The following is a 16,400-nucleotide window of genomic DNA, read 5'->3' on the forward strand; positions in this document are numbered from 1 at the left end:
GGTTCAATCATACATGGGAAGCGGCACGCTTCCCATCACGTTATTTTTCAACCTGCTGAACGCTGATACGCTGTGTCTCGTCCATCATCGCGGCTTTGGCGCGGATGCGGGCTTCAAGCTGGTCAATCATGTCGCTATTATCCAGACGATCTTTACGAACGCCATCTTCATAGAGACCACTTTTCTTGTTACCGCCGGTTACGCCCAGGGTTGAGACCAGCGCTTCACCCGGACCGTTCACGACACAGCCGATGATGGAGACGTCCATCGGGGTGATGATGTCTTCCAGACGCTGCTCCAGGGCATTCACCGTGCCGATTACGTCAAATTCCTGACGCGAACAGGTTGGGCAGGCAATGAAGTTGATCCCACGCGAGCGGATACGCAGCGATTTCAGAATATCGAAACCGACCTTGATCTCTTCTACCGGATCCGCCGCCAGCGAGACGCGCAGGGTGTCGCCGATCCCTTCGGAGAGCAGCAGGCCCAGGCCGATCGCAGACTTCACCGAACCGCTACGCAGGCCGCCCGCTTCGGTGATCCCGAGATGCAGAGGCTGATCGATCTGTTTTGCCAGCAGGCGATACGATTCAACGGCCAGGAAAACGTCAGAGGCTTTTACGCTGACCTTGAACTGATCGAAGTTAAGACGATCCAGATGATCGACGTGACGCATGGCGGATTCGAGCAGCGCCTGCGGCGTTGGCTCGCCATACTTTTCCTGCAGATCTTTTTCCAGAGAGCCGGCGTTCACGCCGATACGGATTGGAATGTTTTTGTCGCGGGCGCAGTCAACCACCATGCGAATGCGTTCTTCATTGCCGATGTTACCCGGGTTAATTCGCAGGCAATCAACGCCGTATTCAGCAACTTTCAGCGCGATACGGTAGTCGAAGTGGATATCTGCAACCAGCGGCACGCTGACCTGCTGTTTGATCAGCTTGAACGCCTCAGCGGCATCCATCGTGGGCACTGAGACGCGAACAATGTCCGCGCCTACACGCTCTAATGCTTTGATTTGGTTGACCGTTGCTTCCACATCCGTGGTGCGCGTATTGGTCATCGACTGGACGGCGATAGGTGCCCCATCGCCGACTGGCACATTCCCAACGTAAATCCGTTTCGATTTTCTACGTTGAATCGGAGCCTGGTTATGCATGAAAAATCTCCCGCGTTGCCCGTCTGTTACTGTGCTGCTGATTGTTCGGCATTAACGGTAAGACGTGCAACCTGGTTAGTTCTGATAAAGCGGCTCAGGTCGACAGGTTTTCCTTGATACTGGATCTGTACCGCTGCCGGAGCGCCGATTTTAAGTTTGTAAGGTGCCTGACCCGTTAGGTTTAACGTGCCATCTTTCCGCTGCAGGCCGCTGAACAGTTTTTTACCTGTCGCGTCAGTCACTTCCAGCCAACAGTCAGCCGTGAAGTTCATCACCAGCGCGTTTGGATCGGCGGCTGGCGCGGCGGTTGCCGCCGGGTCGGTCGGCAGGGACGCTGCGGCGTTGTTCGCCGGCTGAGTCGCTGCAGGGACGTTCGCCGCAGTATCGACATTTGCCTGAGAAGGGGCGACGACCGCGTTTTGATCCTGAGCCTGAGGCGCAGCGGTGTTCGCCGTTGCGGCCGGAGCCTGTGCTGCATCGGTTGACGGAGCCGTTGTTTGCGGCTCGCTTGAGGCCGCCGCACCGTCGGTGTTCAGCGGAACGCTCTGGGCACCACCATTGCTCGCCTGATTGAGTTCAGCGGAGGACTGATCGGCCATCGTGGTGATCTCTTCCTGCTGCGCCTTGTGGTTTTGCCACCACCATGCGCCGGTCAGGCCGACAACAACAAACAGCACCAGCCAGGTAAAGCTCATCAGCCAGCCATCACGTTTTTTACGACGTTTCCCCAGGGAGAAAGTTTGCATCGGGGCAACTTTTGCTGCACGAACCGGTGCCTGCTTCTCCATCATTGGCAGTAATTCGTTTTCGGGGATGTGCACCAGTTTTGCGTAAGAGCGGATATAGCCGCGCAGAAATGTTGAAGCCAGATCGGCAGGCGCCTTATCTTCTTCAATATCGCGAACCGTGGAAACTTTCAGGCACAAGCGTTCTGCAACAGCTTGCTGGCTGAGTCCGAGTTGTTCACGGGCGTTGCGAAGACGAACGCCAGTGGAGAGTGCTTCATGTTGGTCGTGAGTGGCTTCAGTATTCATTCGCTACAACTACTGGTACGTGAAAAAAAGGGTTCAGGTGCCGGTGAGTCACAATGCCGCCCGCACCGCGAAACTTCAGGTCAGTTAACCTTGAACAGACAGTATAAGACTGTCAGCCGGTAGATGACAGTGCAGCTCTGCCCGCGTGGCTAAACTGTTGTTACGTCGTTACATACTGCCCGAAACTCATATGAAACGCACCGTAATTATTAATCAAACGTCACGAATCTGACTGATTATTCAGTCAGATTATGCATCACAGCGTAGATAATGCGCCGTGATGCATAATAATCAAACAGCTTTAACCGCAATGGTCTCGCCCTGCATGCGTTTACGCAGGGTACGTTTGGTACGGTCAATGACGTCACCGGCCAACTGTCCGCATGCAGCATCAATATCATCACCGCGGGTTTTACGCACGATGGTGGTGAAACCATACTCCATCAGCACCTTGGAGAAACGGTCGATACGGCTGTTCGAGCTACGGCCATACGGCGCGCCCGGGAACGGGTTCCATGGGATCAGGTTGATTTTGCATGGCGTATCCTTCAGCAGTTCAGCCAGCTGATGCGCGTGCTCAGTACCGTCGTTGACGTGGTCCAGCATCACGTACTCGATGGTGACGCGGCCCTGGTTTGCGTTGGATTTCTCCAGGTAGCGACGCACGGCAGCGAGGAAGGTTTCGATATTGTACTTTTTGTTAATCGGTACAATTTCGTCACGAATTTCATCGTTTGGCGCGTGCAGGGAGATAGCCAGCGCAACGTCAATCATGTCGCCGAGCTTATCCAGCGCAGGCACCACGCCTGAGGTAGACAGCGTCACGCGGCGCTTGGACAGGCCAAAACCGAAGTCATCCAGCATGATTTCCATCGCCGGCACCACGTTGGTCAGGTTCAGCAGCGGTTCGCCCATCCCCATCATTACCACGTTAGTGATTGGACGCGTGCCGGTCACTTTTGCTGCACCCACGATTTTCGCGGCGCGCCAGACCTGACCGATGATTTCAGACACGCGAAGGTTACGGTTAAATCCTTGCTGAGCCGTAGAGCAGAATTTGCACTCCAGCGCACAGCCCACCTGAGAAGAGACGCACAGCGTGGCACGATCGTCTTCCGGGATGTAGACGGTTTCAACGCGCTGATCGCCTACGGCAATCGCCCATTTGATGGTGCCGTCTGCCGAGCGCTGCTCTTCCACCACTTCCGGCGCGCGGATTTCAGCCACTTCTTTGAGCTTGTTGCGCAGCACTTTGTTGATGTCGGTCATCTCATCAAAGTTGTCGCTGCAGTAGTGGTACATCCATTTCATTACCTGATCGGCACGAAACGGCTTCTCACCCATATCTTTAAAGAACTCGCGCATCTGCTGACGGTTCAGGTCCAGCAGGTTAATTTTTCCATTTTTATTGGGAACCGCAGGAATGGCGACTTCGGAGGTATTCACTAGTTCAGACATAATTTTTTCCGGCCTCGTTGTTACACGTTGTGGCCCTTGGTGGGTTGAAAAGAAACGCCCCGGTAAGCAGTCTGCTCGTCCGGGGCGTTGCATTGTACAAAGTCTGGCGCAGGGATGCCACGTTTGCACGCGGCATTTACGAAATTATTAGCGAGTGCGCGGGCACACTTCGCCTTCAGCGAAGAAGAACGCGATTTCGCGCGCGGCAGACTCAACGGAGTCGGAACCGTGAGTGCCGTTCTCGGTGAAGCTGTCCGCGTAGTCAGCGCGCAGGGTACCTGCCAGCGCGTTGTCCGGGTTGGTTGCACCCAGCAGATCGCGGTGACGCTGTACCGCGTTTTCGCCTTCCAGCACGGAGACCACGATTGGACCGGAGGTCATGAACTCCACCAGGCCGTCAAAGAATGGACGACCTTCGTGCTCAGCGTAGAAACCGCGAGCCTGCTCAACGGTCAGGTGCAGCATTTTGGTGCCAACGATCTTAAACCCTGCTGATTCAAAGCGAGCGAAGATGCTGCCAATAACGTTTTTTGCCACCGCGTTTGGTTTGATGATGGAAAAAGTACGTTCAATAGCCATTGATAACCTCTGTAAAATGTTCTGTTGTTTTGCATACCTGAGTATGGTGTGGCGCGGATTATAAAGAGCAATAGCGCCATTGCCTATGGTTCTGCATAACATTTTTTTAAAATGAGACGAAGATTAGCAACAGGCCGGATTTCGCATACCGTGTTGATGGCGTAAACAGAGCGGGCACTGCTTTTCATCAGGCGTAAATGACCAGAACTGGCGCTGGCACGTCAGGCAAACTGCTTTATATGCGGGAGAGGCCACGTTTTTTGCCGGTCCATCTGTTTCTGCGACCTTTATGGCCTCGTGCTGACATACTGCCTCACAGCCACCGCAGCCGGTACAGCACCCGGTCTCCACCACCAGCGCGGCGTTCTCAAACCGAATCGCGTTTTCCGGGCAGCTTCGCCAGCACGCACCGCACAGCACGCACTTATTAATATCGAGTGCGATATCTGACTCGCTAAACGTCGAGAATGCCCTGCGCAGCTCCCGCGGCCCCGGGGAAACGCGACAGGCTTTTACATCCTCGCGGGGAACGTGCATGAGCGCACGACGAGCGATATTCACCTCGCCGATCGGTATGAGCTTAAACCCCCACTCCGCTTCACCACGGCGACGAAGCGCAAGATTAAGCCGGGCAAGCGCCAGCAGCCAGTCAGGGTATTGCTCTGCGTCGATACTGATAAAACGAACCTGGCGTTGCGCGTGCCACAGCAGCAGCTCATTCACCCCAGGTGCGCGTTCAGTAAAAGGCCCAACAAGGGTATCTCCACGCAGAAATCGCTTTCGCGGCGCGATGCCGGTAATGGCCCCGGAGGGGCAGACGAACAGGCAGTCACCGCATTCAATACAGCGATTTTCATCAACCGAGACGCCGGTTTCCGTAAAAGAAAAAGCCTGCGCTGGACAAACGTCCGCGCAGGCGCAGCAGGAAGCGTGGCGAAAACGGCGACGGACGCACGCATGCGTCACGTCCATCGCCGGGGCAAACGTCAATCTGCCCATCAGCCAATACTGAAGAAAACGAAGCGCAGCATCAGCTCACCCACAATCAGCAAGGCGCTGCCCAGCAGCAGCGTGCCGCGCGCCGCTTTCAGGCCGCCCGCAGCAAAGCAGAGCATACCTGCAACGGACACGCACCAGCTCAGCAGATGTACCGCGCGCAGCTGTTCGAGCATCCGTAGCGGAGTGTGAGGGAACGTCACCACGGTATTGTCCATGGCAGTGATGTCTGCCAGCCAGACGGGCTGCATCACCAGACGCACAAGCACCACCAGCGTGATAATGACAACCGCCGCACGCAAGGTGGTCTGGGAACGCATCCCAATTGCCATGCAGGCTGAACCGATGATACCCACCGAGCCGATAAACAGTACCAGCGTGTTAATGTGCTTCCAGGTCACTACGGACGCGTGCATGTAGATTTGTGCCATGCAGAACACGTCCACCAGCCCGACAAGACCCGCCACGGCCAAAAGCAGCTTCCAGCCTGGCTTATTGGAAAACATCAGCAGCACGGCGAGGCCAAGCGCCGCCAGGTAAAGGCTGGCGAAGATAATCTCGCGGCTCAGCCACGAACTGGAGACGTGGCGTAGCGCGTTCAGGGCGTTGAGCGGATAGCCCATATGCAGCGCTGAGGCGAGCAGCCCCAGGCTCGCCAGCACAAACGCCCCAGCGGCAGGCAGCAGCGCGCTACGCGGTGTAGTATGCGCTCCCCCGAACGCCAGCCAGAGCGTCACGCCAACCGATCCCTGCAGGAACAGCGTAAAAATCAGCAGCGGTAACTCATGCATGACGTTTCCCCTCTTTCTCTGCGCCCTGATGCGCTTTGATAACCAGGTTCGGTTTTGTAATCGAGGAATCAGGCAAGCCCTTCACATCGCATACCGCACCATATTTCGCCCGAAGTTCATCAATAGGCCCAAATTTGATCGCCTCAAGCGGACAGGTTGCCACGCAGACGGGCTGCTCGCCCTTCGCCTGCAGATCCACGCAAAAATCGCATTTGGACATCTGCCCGGTCTGCTCGTTGAGCTGTGGCGCGCCGTAAGGGCAAGACCACGCGCAGTAGCCGCAGCCAACGCACTTGTCCGTATCGACGCGCACGATGCCGTCGCCCGGACGCTTGTGCATTGCGGTGGTCGGGCAGTTTTTGGTGCAGATCGGGTCCGCACAGTGGTTACAGGAAATAGAGAGCGTGTAGGCAAAAACGTTGTTGCTAACGCCGCCCTGCCCGGTTGGGATGAAATTCCCGCCGTTGACTTCGTATACGCGACGGAAACGACGTCCGACCTCAAGGTTGTTTTTGTCTTTGCACGCCACCTGGCATGCCTTGCAGCCCGAGCAGCGGGAAGAGTCAATATAGAAACCCAGCTGTTTATCGCTCACCGGCGCGTAGTGTTTAAACTGACTCATGCTTTAGCTACCTCCACCAGCATGGTTTGATGGGAATTCCCTTTCGCAAGCGCGGTAATACGGGCAGAGCTGAGCACGTTCGCGCAGCCGCCTTTATCGACGCCCTGTTCGTCCGGCTGCCACCAGGCGCCTGCCTGCATGGCAACAACGCCCGGAATGATGCGCGGCGTGACTTCAGCCGGAATTTCACAAATGCCGCGCGCGTTATGAATGCGCACGGTATCCCCCTGGGAAATGCCGCGCTTTTGCGCGTCCTGCGGGTTGATCCACAGCTTTTGCTGCTGCGCCTCAATCAGCCACGGGTTGGCGTACTGGGTTGAGTTAGCACGGTTTTTGCCTTTCCAGGTGATCAGCTGCAGCGGGAAGGTTTTCGCCAGTTCGTCTTCCGGCCCTTCGTGGGCGGGCACGTAGTGCGACAGCGCCGGAATCTCCGGATGGTGCATGTCGTACAGACGCTTCGAGAAGATCTCAATTTTCCCGGACGGCGTCGGGAACGGATGATTTTGCGGATCGCGAATATTGTCTTCAAAAGCGACGAACGGCGCGCTTTTGAAAAGATGCTGGCGCGTCTTTTGTAGCGTCGCGAAGTCCGGCAGGTTTTCATCTGGCATGGAGAGCCGCGTCTGCTCCCAGATGTGCTCAATCCACGCTTTTTCGTCACGGCCCTCGCTGAATGCAGGTTCGACGCCAAGCTTAGCAGCAACTTCCCGCAGCCAGTCGTAGTCTGAACGGCGTTCGAATTCAGGTTCAATCAGCTTTTCCGACAGGATCAGATAGCTTGCCGTGCCCCAGGTTTCGCCGATATTCCAGCGTTCCATAAAGCTGGTTTCCGGCAGGAGAAGATCGGCGTATCGGGCGCTCGGCGTCATAAACAGATCGCTTGCGACGATAAACTCGATTTTCGACTCGTCTTCCAGCACACGCGTCGCCTGATGCAGATCCGGGTTCTGGTTAGCCAGATAATTTCCCGCCAGCGAAAACAGGATGCGGATATTACTGTCCAGCTTCTCTGCATCCTTCAGGCCGTCTTCCGCCGTTACCTTAGAAGCATCATCGGCGGCCTGCACCCAGTTCATCACCGATATTTTGGCTTTTACCGGGTTATCCGGCATCTCCGGCCCGGCAGCAAATTTACGATTAGCGCAGCCGCCATAGCCTGCCGCCCAGCCGCCCTTCACCCCAACGTTACCCGTCAGCGTTGCCAGTAACGTCGAGCCGCGCGCGGTGCGCTCGCCGCAGTTATGGCGCTGCGGCCCCCAGCCCTGGATCAGCGCGGCGGGTTTGGTGGTTGCGTAGTCGCGCGCCAGCTGACGAATGGTCTGCGCAGGCACGTGGGTGATTTTCTCTGCCCACTCAGGCGTTTTCGCCACGCCATCTTTTGCGCCGCTCAGATAAGCCATCAGGGATTCATTGGCCGGAACGCCTTCCGGCATGGATGCTTCGTCAAAGCCCAGGGTATAGCGCTGAATGAAGTCGCGATCGTGCAGGTTCTCCGTGACGATCGTGTACATCATGGCGTCCATCAGGGCGTTGTCTGTTGTGGGAAGCAGCGGGATCCACTGGTCAGCCAAGGAGGAAACCGTATCGGAATAGCGCGGATCGACAACGATAAAGCGCGTGCCGTTTTGCTTCATCTTCTGATAGAAGTAGTTGCTGTGACCAAAGATCGTCTCCGTCGGGTTATGTCCCCAGAGGATGACCAGTTTGGTATCCAGCAGCGTGTCCAGAGAGCTGCCGCTGGCGGCGGTGCCGTAGGTATACGGCGTGGCTGCCGCCGTGTTGCCCATACTGACCGAGTGATAGCTTTCAAGATAGCCGCCGGTTAAGTTGAGCAGACGACGAACCATTTTATCGCCGGAAAACGTTCCGCCGGATACCGCAGTGCCCACATGCACATAGCGTGAGGCAGCGCCGTATTTTTGTGTAATCGTTTTTAATTGATTCGCAATAAGCGTGGTGGCTTCATCCCAGGTAATACGCTCGAATTTTCCTTCGCCACGTTTACCCACGCGTTTCATTGGATATTTAAGCCGATCGGGATGATAAACAAATTTCCGATAAGCGCGGCCACGAACGCAGGCGCGCATAACCGGCATTTGAGGATCCAGTTCATTATCCGGACGCGTTGAAATTCGGGTAACAACGCCCTCACTAACGTGAGCACGAATATCACACTTCCCACCGCAGTCAAACGTGCTGCAGGTTTGCACCACTTTTTCTTCAGGCGTCGCGTGTGTTGCCGCTGCACTCTGTGCCTGTGCTTTACCTGTTGTCGCTACAAAAGGAAGGGCGGCGAGCGCCGACCCTGCCTGAATAAAATGACGCCGGGATAGCGCGGGAATAAGCCCCTCTCCCTGATTTTTATTTTTCTTCATTGCTCGTTCCTTAAAATAAAAACGCATTCTCGTTTTTTTTCAGGAACGAATATTGATAATTATCAAACTAACTCTTCGGGGGTAACACTTAACGGTCTAATTCAAAATTCACCGTCGCCGTTTGTCCTGAGTCATCCATTACAAGTAATTGATATTCGCCAGGCAAATATAATTTTAATGAATGAATATTATTGCGGCCTTCTAACGGTTCTCCATTTAAAAACCACCAGCGCCCACCTTCTCCTCCAGTCGTAATAACAGATAGCGTCACGTTCCCTTCACCAGGGAGTCGCTTAATAACAGCCCCCTCTCTGATACCCGAAATCATAAGCGGTGCTGCATTGTTATTATCCAGCGGCGGGCAGAGCGTCGATCTCGCAGGAAGACGCGCAGCCCTTTTTTCCGCTGCGGGCAGCCACGGCTCCAGCGGCAGCGGCCAGACGTCGAGAACTTTTTCTGTGGCATCAGGGCAATCTGCCGCCACACGCTTGCCCGTTTTATCCAGCCAGACCGGGAAACGAATGCCGCGAATGCCTTCCTGTTCCGGCAGCAGCAGCGTGGGTGGTTCACTCCCTTCGAGCAGCCAGGTCGAAAGACGACGCCGACAGTTTTCACTGCCTTCCGGCAGCGACTGGCCGCCCGGCCAGCAGATCACGCCCCGCCCAACGCTTTCCGGGCGCGGATCGCGCGGCAGGCGGGCCTCGTCTATTGTCGAGCGTGACTGAAGCAGGTTATTCACCTGGTTTAATAGCGGAACCGCGCTGGCAAAACCAAACTGCCCCGCTACCGGCGTGCCGTCAGGTCGCCCTGTCCAGATACCTATTACATACCGGGCATTGAGACCGATGGCCCAGGCATCGCGGTAGCCATAGCTGGTGCCCGTTTTCCACGCCAGCGGCGCAATTTGCGGCAGCGCACTGTCCGGCAGCGGCTGCGCTTCATTCGCCAGAATACGGCGAATAATCCACGCCGAACCTGGCGATAACAGCGGGCGTTCAGTTAGCGGGTCGCCCGGCTGTAAGCGCAGCCGGCCCGCCTTGCCATGCCTTGCAAAGGCGCTGTACGCGGCGGCGATATCTGCCAGCCTCGCGCCTGCGCCACCCAGGATCAGCGACAGATTCGGCTGCGCTCCGGCAGGCAGGATCAGCGGCAGGCCTGCGTTACTCAGCATCCCGGCAAACCGTTTGGGACCGTAGGCTTCCAGCACCTGGACGGCTGGCAGGTTGAGCGAGCGCACCAGCGCTTCACTCATGCTGACCGGCCCGTGGAACCCGCTGTCAAAATTTCCCGGGCGATAATCACCGGTTTTTCTGGGCACGTCCTGAAGCAGCGAGGCGGGATGGATCAGGCCATCATCCAGCGCCATACCGTAGATAAACGGTTTCAATACCGATCCCGGGGATCGGATCGCGTTAACCATATCCACATGGCTGAAACGCGTGTCATCGTTGATATCCACCGAGCCGACCCAGCCGCGCACCTTCATGTCGGTATGATCGACCACGATCATCGCCAGCGAACTGCGTGCCGGCAGGCGGGATTTCCAGTTCATCGCCAGCTCTTCCAGCTGCCGTTGCAGTCCGGCATCCAGCGTAGTGACAATCTTTGTGTCGCGGCTTTTGCCGAGCATCATGCGTGCAAAGAGCGGCGCCAGCTGCGGCATCTGCCGGGGAGCCAGCCATACCGGCTCTTCACGGGACTCCTTCACCTGCTTTGCTGACCAGACGCCCTGAATCATCATGCGATCGAGCACTTTGTTGCGTGCCGCTTCGGCCCGCTCGGGCCAGCGATCCGGGCGCAGACGGCTGGGTGCCTGCGGCAGTACCGCCAGCAACGCCGCGTCGGAGTAGCTCAGCTGCGACGGGGGTTTCCCAAGGTAGGTCCAGCTTGCTGCCCCCACGCCCTGCAGCGTGCCGCCAAACGGAGCACGATTGAGATAGAGCGTAAGAATGTCACGCTTAGAGAGGTGCCATTCCAGCTGCATCGCCCGCCAGAGCTGGCGAATTTTGCCGCCAAAGGTGCGCGGATGCGGATCCAGCAGGCGTGCCACCTGCATGGTAAGCGTGCTTCCTCCCGAAACCACTCTTCCGGAACTGAGATCCTGCCAGGCGGCGCGCAGGACAGAGAGCGGGTTTACGCCCGGATGCTCCCAGAACCAGCGATCTTCGTACTGGATCAGAGCCTCGAGATAACGGGGAGAAACCTCTTCAATGGTCACCGGGTAGCGCCAGATGCCTTCGCTGTCGGCAAAACGCCAGAGCGGCGCGCCCTTCTCGTCCACCACAACTCGTGCGGGGTTAACCTCTTTCAGAGGCAGCGGCCACAGGCGGTCGGCGGCGACAATCAGCCCCCCTAAAACGAGAAGCGCTCCCGCCAGCCAAAGCCAGCGGGAGCGTGTCAGACGCGCTATCAACATATTACGGAACAACAATCAGCGGGCCGCTGGCCGCACCCGTTGCCCGCCACTGCGGAAAGTACATAGACTCCACCATCGGAACCGGTACCTGGTAGGTGCCCGGCGTTACGGCACGGGCCAGATAAACCAGCGTAACCGGCTGACCTCTGTTTACCGGCACGGCGGCCACAAAACGGTCGTCGCGGAACTCCATGTGCTGAATGTCCGCCTGCTGCATCTGGCTGAGCAGGTTCTGCACTTCGCTGCCGCTGTCCTGCAGGCTTGCGCTGCTGCTCGCCAGGTTCTGGTTTTCCAGCTCCAGACCAGCAGGGAGGAGATCCACAACCAGCGCATCCGGAACGTTCTGGCTGGCTTTCACTTCAAGCCAGACCAGCACCAGCTCACCGCTCTTCAGCGAAGAGAGCGATTTGCTGCTGCCATCGGTTGCCAGGATATGACGTTCAACCTGCAGCACGTTGGAACTCGGCTGAGGCGCATATTCCGGATAGCCGGTGCTGTCCAGACGTACCCACAGCGGTGCCGTGCCGGTATTGGTTACCTGAAGCGCACCAAGCTGGTCGCCGCTTACGTTTTGTACCTGCGCCCTATCGCCGCCTGATGCGGTATCAGACAACGTGGTTTTCGCCTGCCATGCACCTGACAGGGTTTGCAGCGAACGTCCGGCCAGGAACAGCGCATTGCTCTCCTGGGTGGATAGCCAGCGCTGGCTGAATGCCTGTTCAGAAAGAGCATTCAGCAGCGTATTTTGCGCATCCGGCAGCAATTTATACTCCTCCAGAAGGGAGAGCATCAGCGCGTTATCGCGAAGCGGGCTGCCGTAATCGGCCATCCATGTTTTTCTGTCGTTACGCGGCGTTTTGAGCGCCAGATCCAGCGCCTGCTGGCTGCGCGGCGCATCGCCCATCAGTTTGAGCGCCATGCCCAGCTGCATCAGCGGCAGCCCGGAAGCCGCCTGCCCGTGGCGATCCCAGATTTCACGCAGCGCGCCCAGCGGGGCTTTTTGCTGACGCGCCAGCACCAGCGAGGCATACGCCTGCACGGCAAATTTGCTGGCCTTGGCGTCGTCGCTGTAGCGGATAGACATCATGCCCGGATCCTGCAGGTAGCGCAGCAGACGGTTGTTGGCGTTGTTCACCGCATCGGCAGGTACGCTATAACCCTGCTCGCCCGCGCGCACCAGGAAGTCAGTCACATAGGCGGTCAGCCAGTACTCTTCAGGGCCATTTTTATCCCACAAGGCAAAACCGCCATCATCACGCTGCATCTGCAGCAGACGGGAGATTCCAATATCAATGGCAGCACGGCGCTGGTCATCGGTATCTCCTTTTATACCAAGCGCGGTAAGCTGCGCGGCGTTGGTATAGAGTGACGGGAACAGGCCGCTGGTGGTCTGCTCCAGGCAGCCATACGGATACGCCTGCAGTTCACGAATATAGCGCGCCAGGTTGAGCGGTGGTTTGCCGCTCAGCAGTAGTTGCCCCTGCAGGGTGGCAGGAGAGAAACCGTTGCTGTGCTGCGCCGGTGCGGTCCAGGACTCGCCGGGGTTCAGCATGGCACCGGTATTGACCGTCTGCGCCGGGAATGCCGGACGTACGCCAATTTTCCAGTTCTTCTGCTGCGGGGCAAAGGTTTCGCCCGGAAGCTCCAGGCCGGTAACCTGCGCCGTCACCTCACCGTCGCCATAACCCTCCAGCGCACGCACCGGAATAAACAGGGTACTGCGCGCGCCCGGCGGCAACTGAACCGGCAGCGGCTGTGCACCTTCCAGCGACACTTTTCCTGTCGCGCTCAGGGCGACGTTCAGCGATTGCGGTTTGTCGGTCAGGTTAGTGAGATCCAGCGTCAGCCGTGAGGTATCTCCACTTGCCAGGAAGCGCGGAGTATTAAGCTCGGTAATAACCGGCGCGGCCACCACAACCTTGCTTTCGCTGCTGCCGAAATCATCTTCCGTCCACGCCTGCGCCATCAGACGCAGTTCGCCGTTGAAATCACCAATCGGCAGCGTAACGGTGCCTTCTCCGTTGGCATCCAGCGTAACCGGCTGAGCCTGTTGGGCAATAATGGTGACGTGGTTCACCGGCGGTTTACCGCCGCGCTTGAGTTCATCGCCGTCACCACCGAAGCGCAGCGCGGCCATGCGGCCCTGCCCTTCAATGACCTGGCCGTAGATATCATAGATATCGGCGCCGTAACGCTTCTGGCCGAAGAAGGCCTGCCATGGATCTGGCGTAACGTAATCGGTAATGTTCAGCACGCCGCTGTCCACCGCCGACACCAGCACGTTCACTTTCTGCGGAACCGCCCCCTCTTTTACGCTGGCTTTCACTTTCACAGAGAGCGTCTGGTTTGGACGCATTTTCTGCGGGTTATCCAGCGCTATGTTCAGGCGGCGATTTTCGTCGCCCATCGGCAGATGCAGCAGACCAACCGCGCGCTTCGGCGTGGCGGATTTGGATTTATCGCCAGGACGCACCACCAGCGTACTGAGATAGAGATCGTGACGTTTCCAGGCTTTATCCACCGGAATGGAAAGATCGAGCCCGTTTGCCGGTACGTCGATCTCTTTCCACCACAGCGGCCCTTCGCTGGACTCGATCATGGCATAGCCCTTGCCTGCGGCTGGCGCTGCAATGTGCAGCTGGATGGTATCGCCTGGCTGATAGGCCGGTTTATCCAGTTTCAGGGTCACGCGGTCAGGGCGCGCCGCACCCGTGCCGTCGCTGTTATCCTGCCAGCTGTAACCTGCCCAGAAGCGCACGCTGCTGACCACATCATCAGGCGCTTTCACTTCCAGACGGTATGAGCCCCACTCCACCGGGAAGGTGACTTTGCCGGTTTCATCGGCCTTAAGGCTAAGCTCCTGCTCGCCCTCAATCAGCTCTTTTTGATCAAACTGAGACTGCCAGCCTTCGCTCTCGGACCAGTTCCAGAAATAGTCACGGCGTTCACGGATCAGGCGTACCTGTAAGCCGGATACCGCTTTTTTCGCGCCGCTGGCATCGGCATAGACGATGTCAAAGCTGGCGTTGCCGTTCTCGTCGACGATCGGTTGGTTGACGGTGGTATCGGTACGGTAGTCGTAGACCGCCTTACTGGCGAACTGCGGACGGATACCCGGCAGTTGCGCCGCCGGCCAGATAGCCTGCTCCGCGCGGCGCGTCACCGGACGACCGCCTGATTCCAGCAGGCTCGCCTGCAGGATCAGCTGCAGAGGCGAGTGTACCTCTTTCCACTGGCTTTCGATGGTGACCTGCCCGTGCCCCTGCTCATCCAGCGTAAGCTGCACTTCATCCAGACTGCGGCTCAGATTTTCTTCCGCAATATCACCAAACTGGAAGCCGGGCAACGCAGCAACGGCCTCACGCAGCGGACGCAGGAAAAGCTGGCCCTGAAGAGAATTGCCGTTGGCCGGAGCGCCATACAGGTAATAGCCCACGATGTTGAAGTCCACCTCATCCTGTGGGGAAACCGGTGCTTTTTGTCCCGTCAGATTGAGCGCCATACGCTCGGGCATAAAATCTTCGACGTGGAAATCCCACAGGCGCTGCTGGTTATCACCGATATTCGCGCGAATATGCCACATGCCTGTCTGGGCACCGCTATCCAGCGCGTAATTGAAGCGGTAGAGGCCGTTCTCAGGCTGAACAACGATCGTGCGTGCCACCTGCCCGTCCGGGCGCAGCACGTCAAGCTTCACGGGCTGATCGGGAAGCGGTTTTCCGTCGCTGTCGCGCAGCAGGCCGTTAAGGATCACCGTTTCACCCGGACGATAGAGATCGCGTGGGCCAAACATAAAGAATTGCTTGCTGAAGCCGGGGCTACCGGCGATGTCGAACTCTGCCAGGTCGAGCGCTGGGAGCTTGAGATCGAGCAGCGTAGTCTGGCCGTCTTTGCTGGCGAGGATCAGCGCGGCTTCTTTGTCTGTTTCAAGCTTCGCATGGCCGTCGGCGTCGCTGCTGGCTTCGGCGAGCGTCTGACCTTTGTCATTCAGCAGCGTGACGGTGACGCCGGACTGCGACGCACCGTTTTCCAGGCTCTGGGTGAAAATGTCCAGCCGGTTATGATAGCGGTGAGCAGACAAACCGATATCGCTCAGGGTAAAGAGCGTTGCGGCATTGCTGTAGTTGTAGTGCCCTGCCTGGTTCATGACGGCGATATAAACGCCGGACTGCTGAAGCGGCTTGATATCTTTAAGCGGCAGGAGCAGTTTTTCACGCGTGTTGCGCGCCGGGTTGAGGTCAAAACGACCGGTATAGACCAGTTCCGCCATCTTCAACAGATTGTCAGATTCCCAGTTGGTCAGCGAGTTGCGGTACTCCCACTGGCTGACAAACGAGGCCAGCGATTCCGGCTTCACGCGGTAGAAATTGACGTCCACATTGTTGACGTTAAGCGCCATCACCGGCAGCCCTTCCACCACTTTGCCCGGCAGCAGCGAGCCGCGGCTGGCGAAACCGACCGACGGCTCTATATCTCGCGTGGTCAGGGCTTTTTCATAATCAATGCCAAAGGTCGCTTTGTTCAGCGCCACCAGGCCACGATCCACGGTGATAACCAGATTACGGTTTGGCTCCAGATGGCGCAGGCGCAGCTCTTTCAGGTTAGGCGCAAGTTCCCACGCCCCGTCAACTTTGCCGCTTTTCTTATCCACGACGTGAACCGTCTTCGCGAAATCCTGTTCCGGATCCAGCGGGACAGAGAAGGTCAGCACCAGCGTAGCGGCGCCGTCCAGTTGCACTTCAGACGCATCAAGCAGAGTCAGCGCTTTTCCCTGACTCTGGGCGGCCATTTTAGCCAGCTTTTCAGCATCGGGCTTTTCCGCGGCTTTCGGTGTTGATGCGGTGGATGCTGCGGGAGCCGCAGCCTGAGGTTTATCGTCGCTGTTATCACAGCCGACAAGCGTAAAGGTGGTGAGCAGCGCGAGAGAGATCGCGGCTAAGCGAAACGGTTTCATCCTGTGTCCCTGGCCT

Annotated in this window: 10 protein-coding genes; all 10 read right to left on the minus strand. The window is 57.5% G+C overall.

The window, feature by feature from the left end; all coding sequences use genetic code 11:
• Positions 1-40: 40 nt before the first annotated feature.
• Positions 41-1,159, minus strand: a complete 1,119-nt coding sequence (gene ispG / locus IM294_RS17630) for a flavodoxin-dependent (E)-4-hydroxy-3-methylbut-2-enyl-diphosphate synthase (RefSeq protein ID WP_025757688.1) — start codon at positions 1,157-1,159, stop codon at positions 41-43.
• 26 nt (positions 1,160-1,185) lie between these two features.
• Positions 1,186-2,193 carry a cytoskeleton protein RodZ gene (gene rodZ / locus IM294_RS17635; protein ID WP_126818746.1) on the minus strand — a complete coding sequence of 336 codons (1,008 nt, stop codon included), beginning with the start codon at positions 2,191-2,193 and terminating at the stop codon, positions 1,186-1,188.
• Positions 2,194-2,484: 291 nt separating this feature from the next.
• On the minus strand, positions 2,485-3,651 hold the full coding sequence (locus IM294_RS17640) for a bifunctional tRNA (adenosine(37)-C2)-methyltransferase TrmG/ribosomal RNA large subunit methyltransferase RlmN (protein WP_028014062.1): 1,167 nt from the start codon (positions 3,649-3,651) through the stop codon (positions 2,485-2,487).
• Positions 3,652-3,798: 147 nt separating this feature from the next.
• Positions 3,799-4,230, minus strand: a complete 432-nt coding sequence (gene ndk / locus IM294_RS17645; protein ID WP_003860625.1) for a nucleoside-diphosphate kinase — start codon at positions 4,228-4,230, stop codon at positions 3,799-3,801.
• A gap of 123 nt (positions 4,231-4,353) precedes the next feature.
• Complete coding sequence (locus IM294_RS17650) at positions 4,354-5,229, minus strand: 4Fe-4S binding protein (RefSeq protein WP_126818745.1); 876 nt, start codon at positions 5,227-5,229, stop codon at positions 4,354-4,356.
• Positions 5,229-6,017, minus strand: a complete 789-nt coding sequence (locus tag IM294_RS17655) for a DmsC/YnfH family molybdoenzyme membrane anchor subunit (protein WP_126818744.1) — start codon at positions 6,015-6,017, stop codon at positions 5,229-5,231. The genes IM294_RS17650 and IM294_RS17655 overlap by 1 nt, the downstream gene beginning before the upstream one ends.
• On the minus strand, positions 6,010-6,639 hold the full coding sequence (locus IM294_RS17660) for a DMSO/selenate family reductase complex B subunit (protein WP_003860631.1): 630 nt from the start codon (positions 6,637-6,639) through the stop codon (positions 6,010-6,012). The genes IM294_RS17655 and IM294_RS17660 overlap by 8 nt, the downstream gene beginning before the upstream one ends.
• Positions 6,636-9,014, minus strand: a complete 2,379-nt coding sequence (locus IM294_RS17665) for a DMSO/selenate family reductase complex A subunit (RefSeq protein ID WP_305038453.1) — start codon at positions 9,012-9,014, stop codon at positions 6,636-6,638. The genes IM294_RS17660 and IM294_RS17665 overlap by 4 nt, the downstream gene beginning before the upstream one ends.
• Before the next feature lie 88 nt (positions 9,015-9,102).
• Positions 9,103-11,430 (minus strand): peptidoglycan glycosyltransferase PbpC, encoded by a 2,328-nt coding sequence (pbpC, locus tag IM294_RS17670; RefSeq protein ID WP_126818742.1) that lies wholly within the window; start codon positions 11,428-11,430, stop codon positions 9,103-9,105.
• 1 nt (position 11,431) lies between these two features.
• On the minus strand, positions 11,432-16,384 hold the full coding sequence (locus tag IM294_RS17675) for an alpha-2-macroglobulin (protein ID WP_126818741.1): 4,953 nt from the start codon (positions 16,382-16,384) through the stop codon (positions 11,432-11,434).
• Between the last annotated feature and the right edge of the window lie 16 nt (positions 16,385-16,400).

This window comes from Enterobacter cloacae complex sp. P43RS, from assembly GCF_014930585.1.
GTDB lineage: Bacteria > Pseudomonadota > Gammaproteobacteria > Enterobacterales > Enterobacteriaceae > Enterobacter > Enterobacter bugandensis.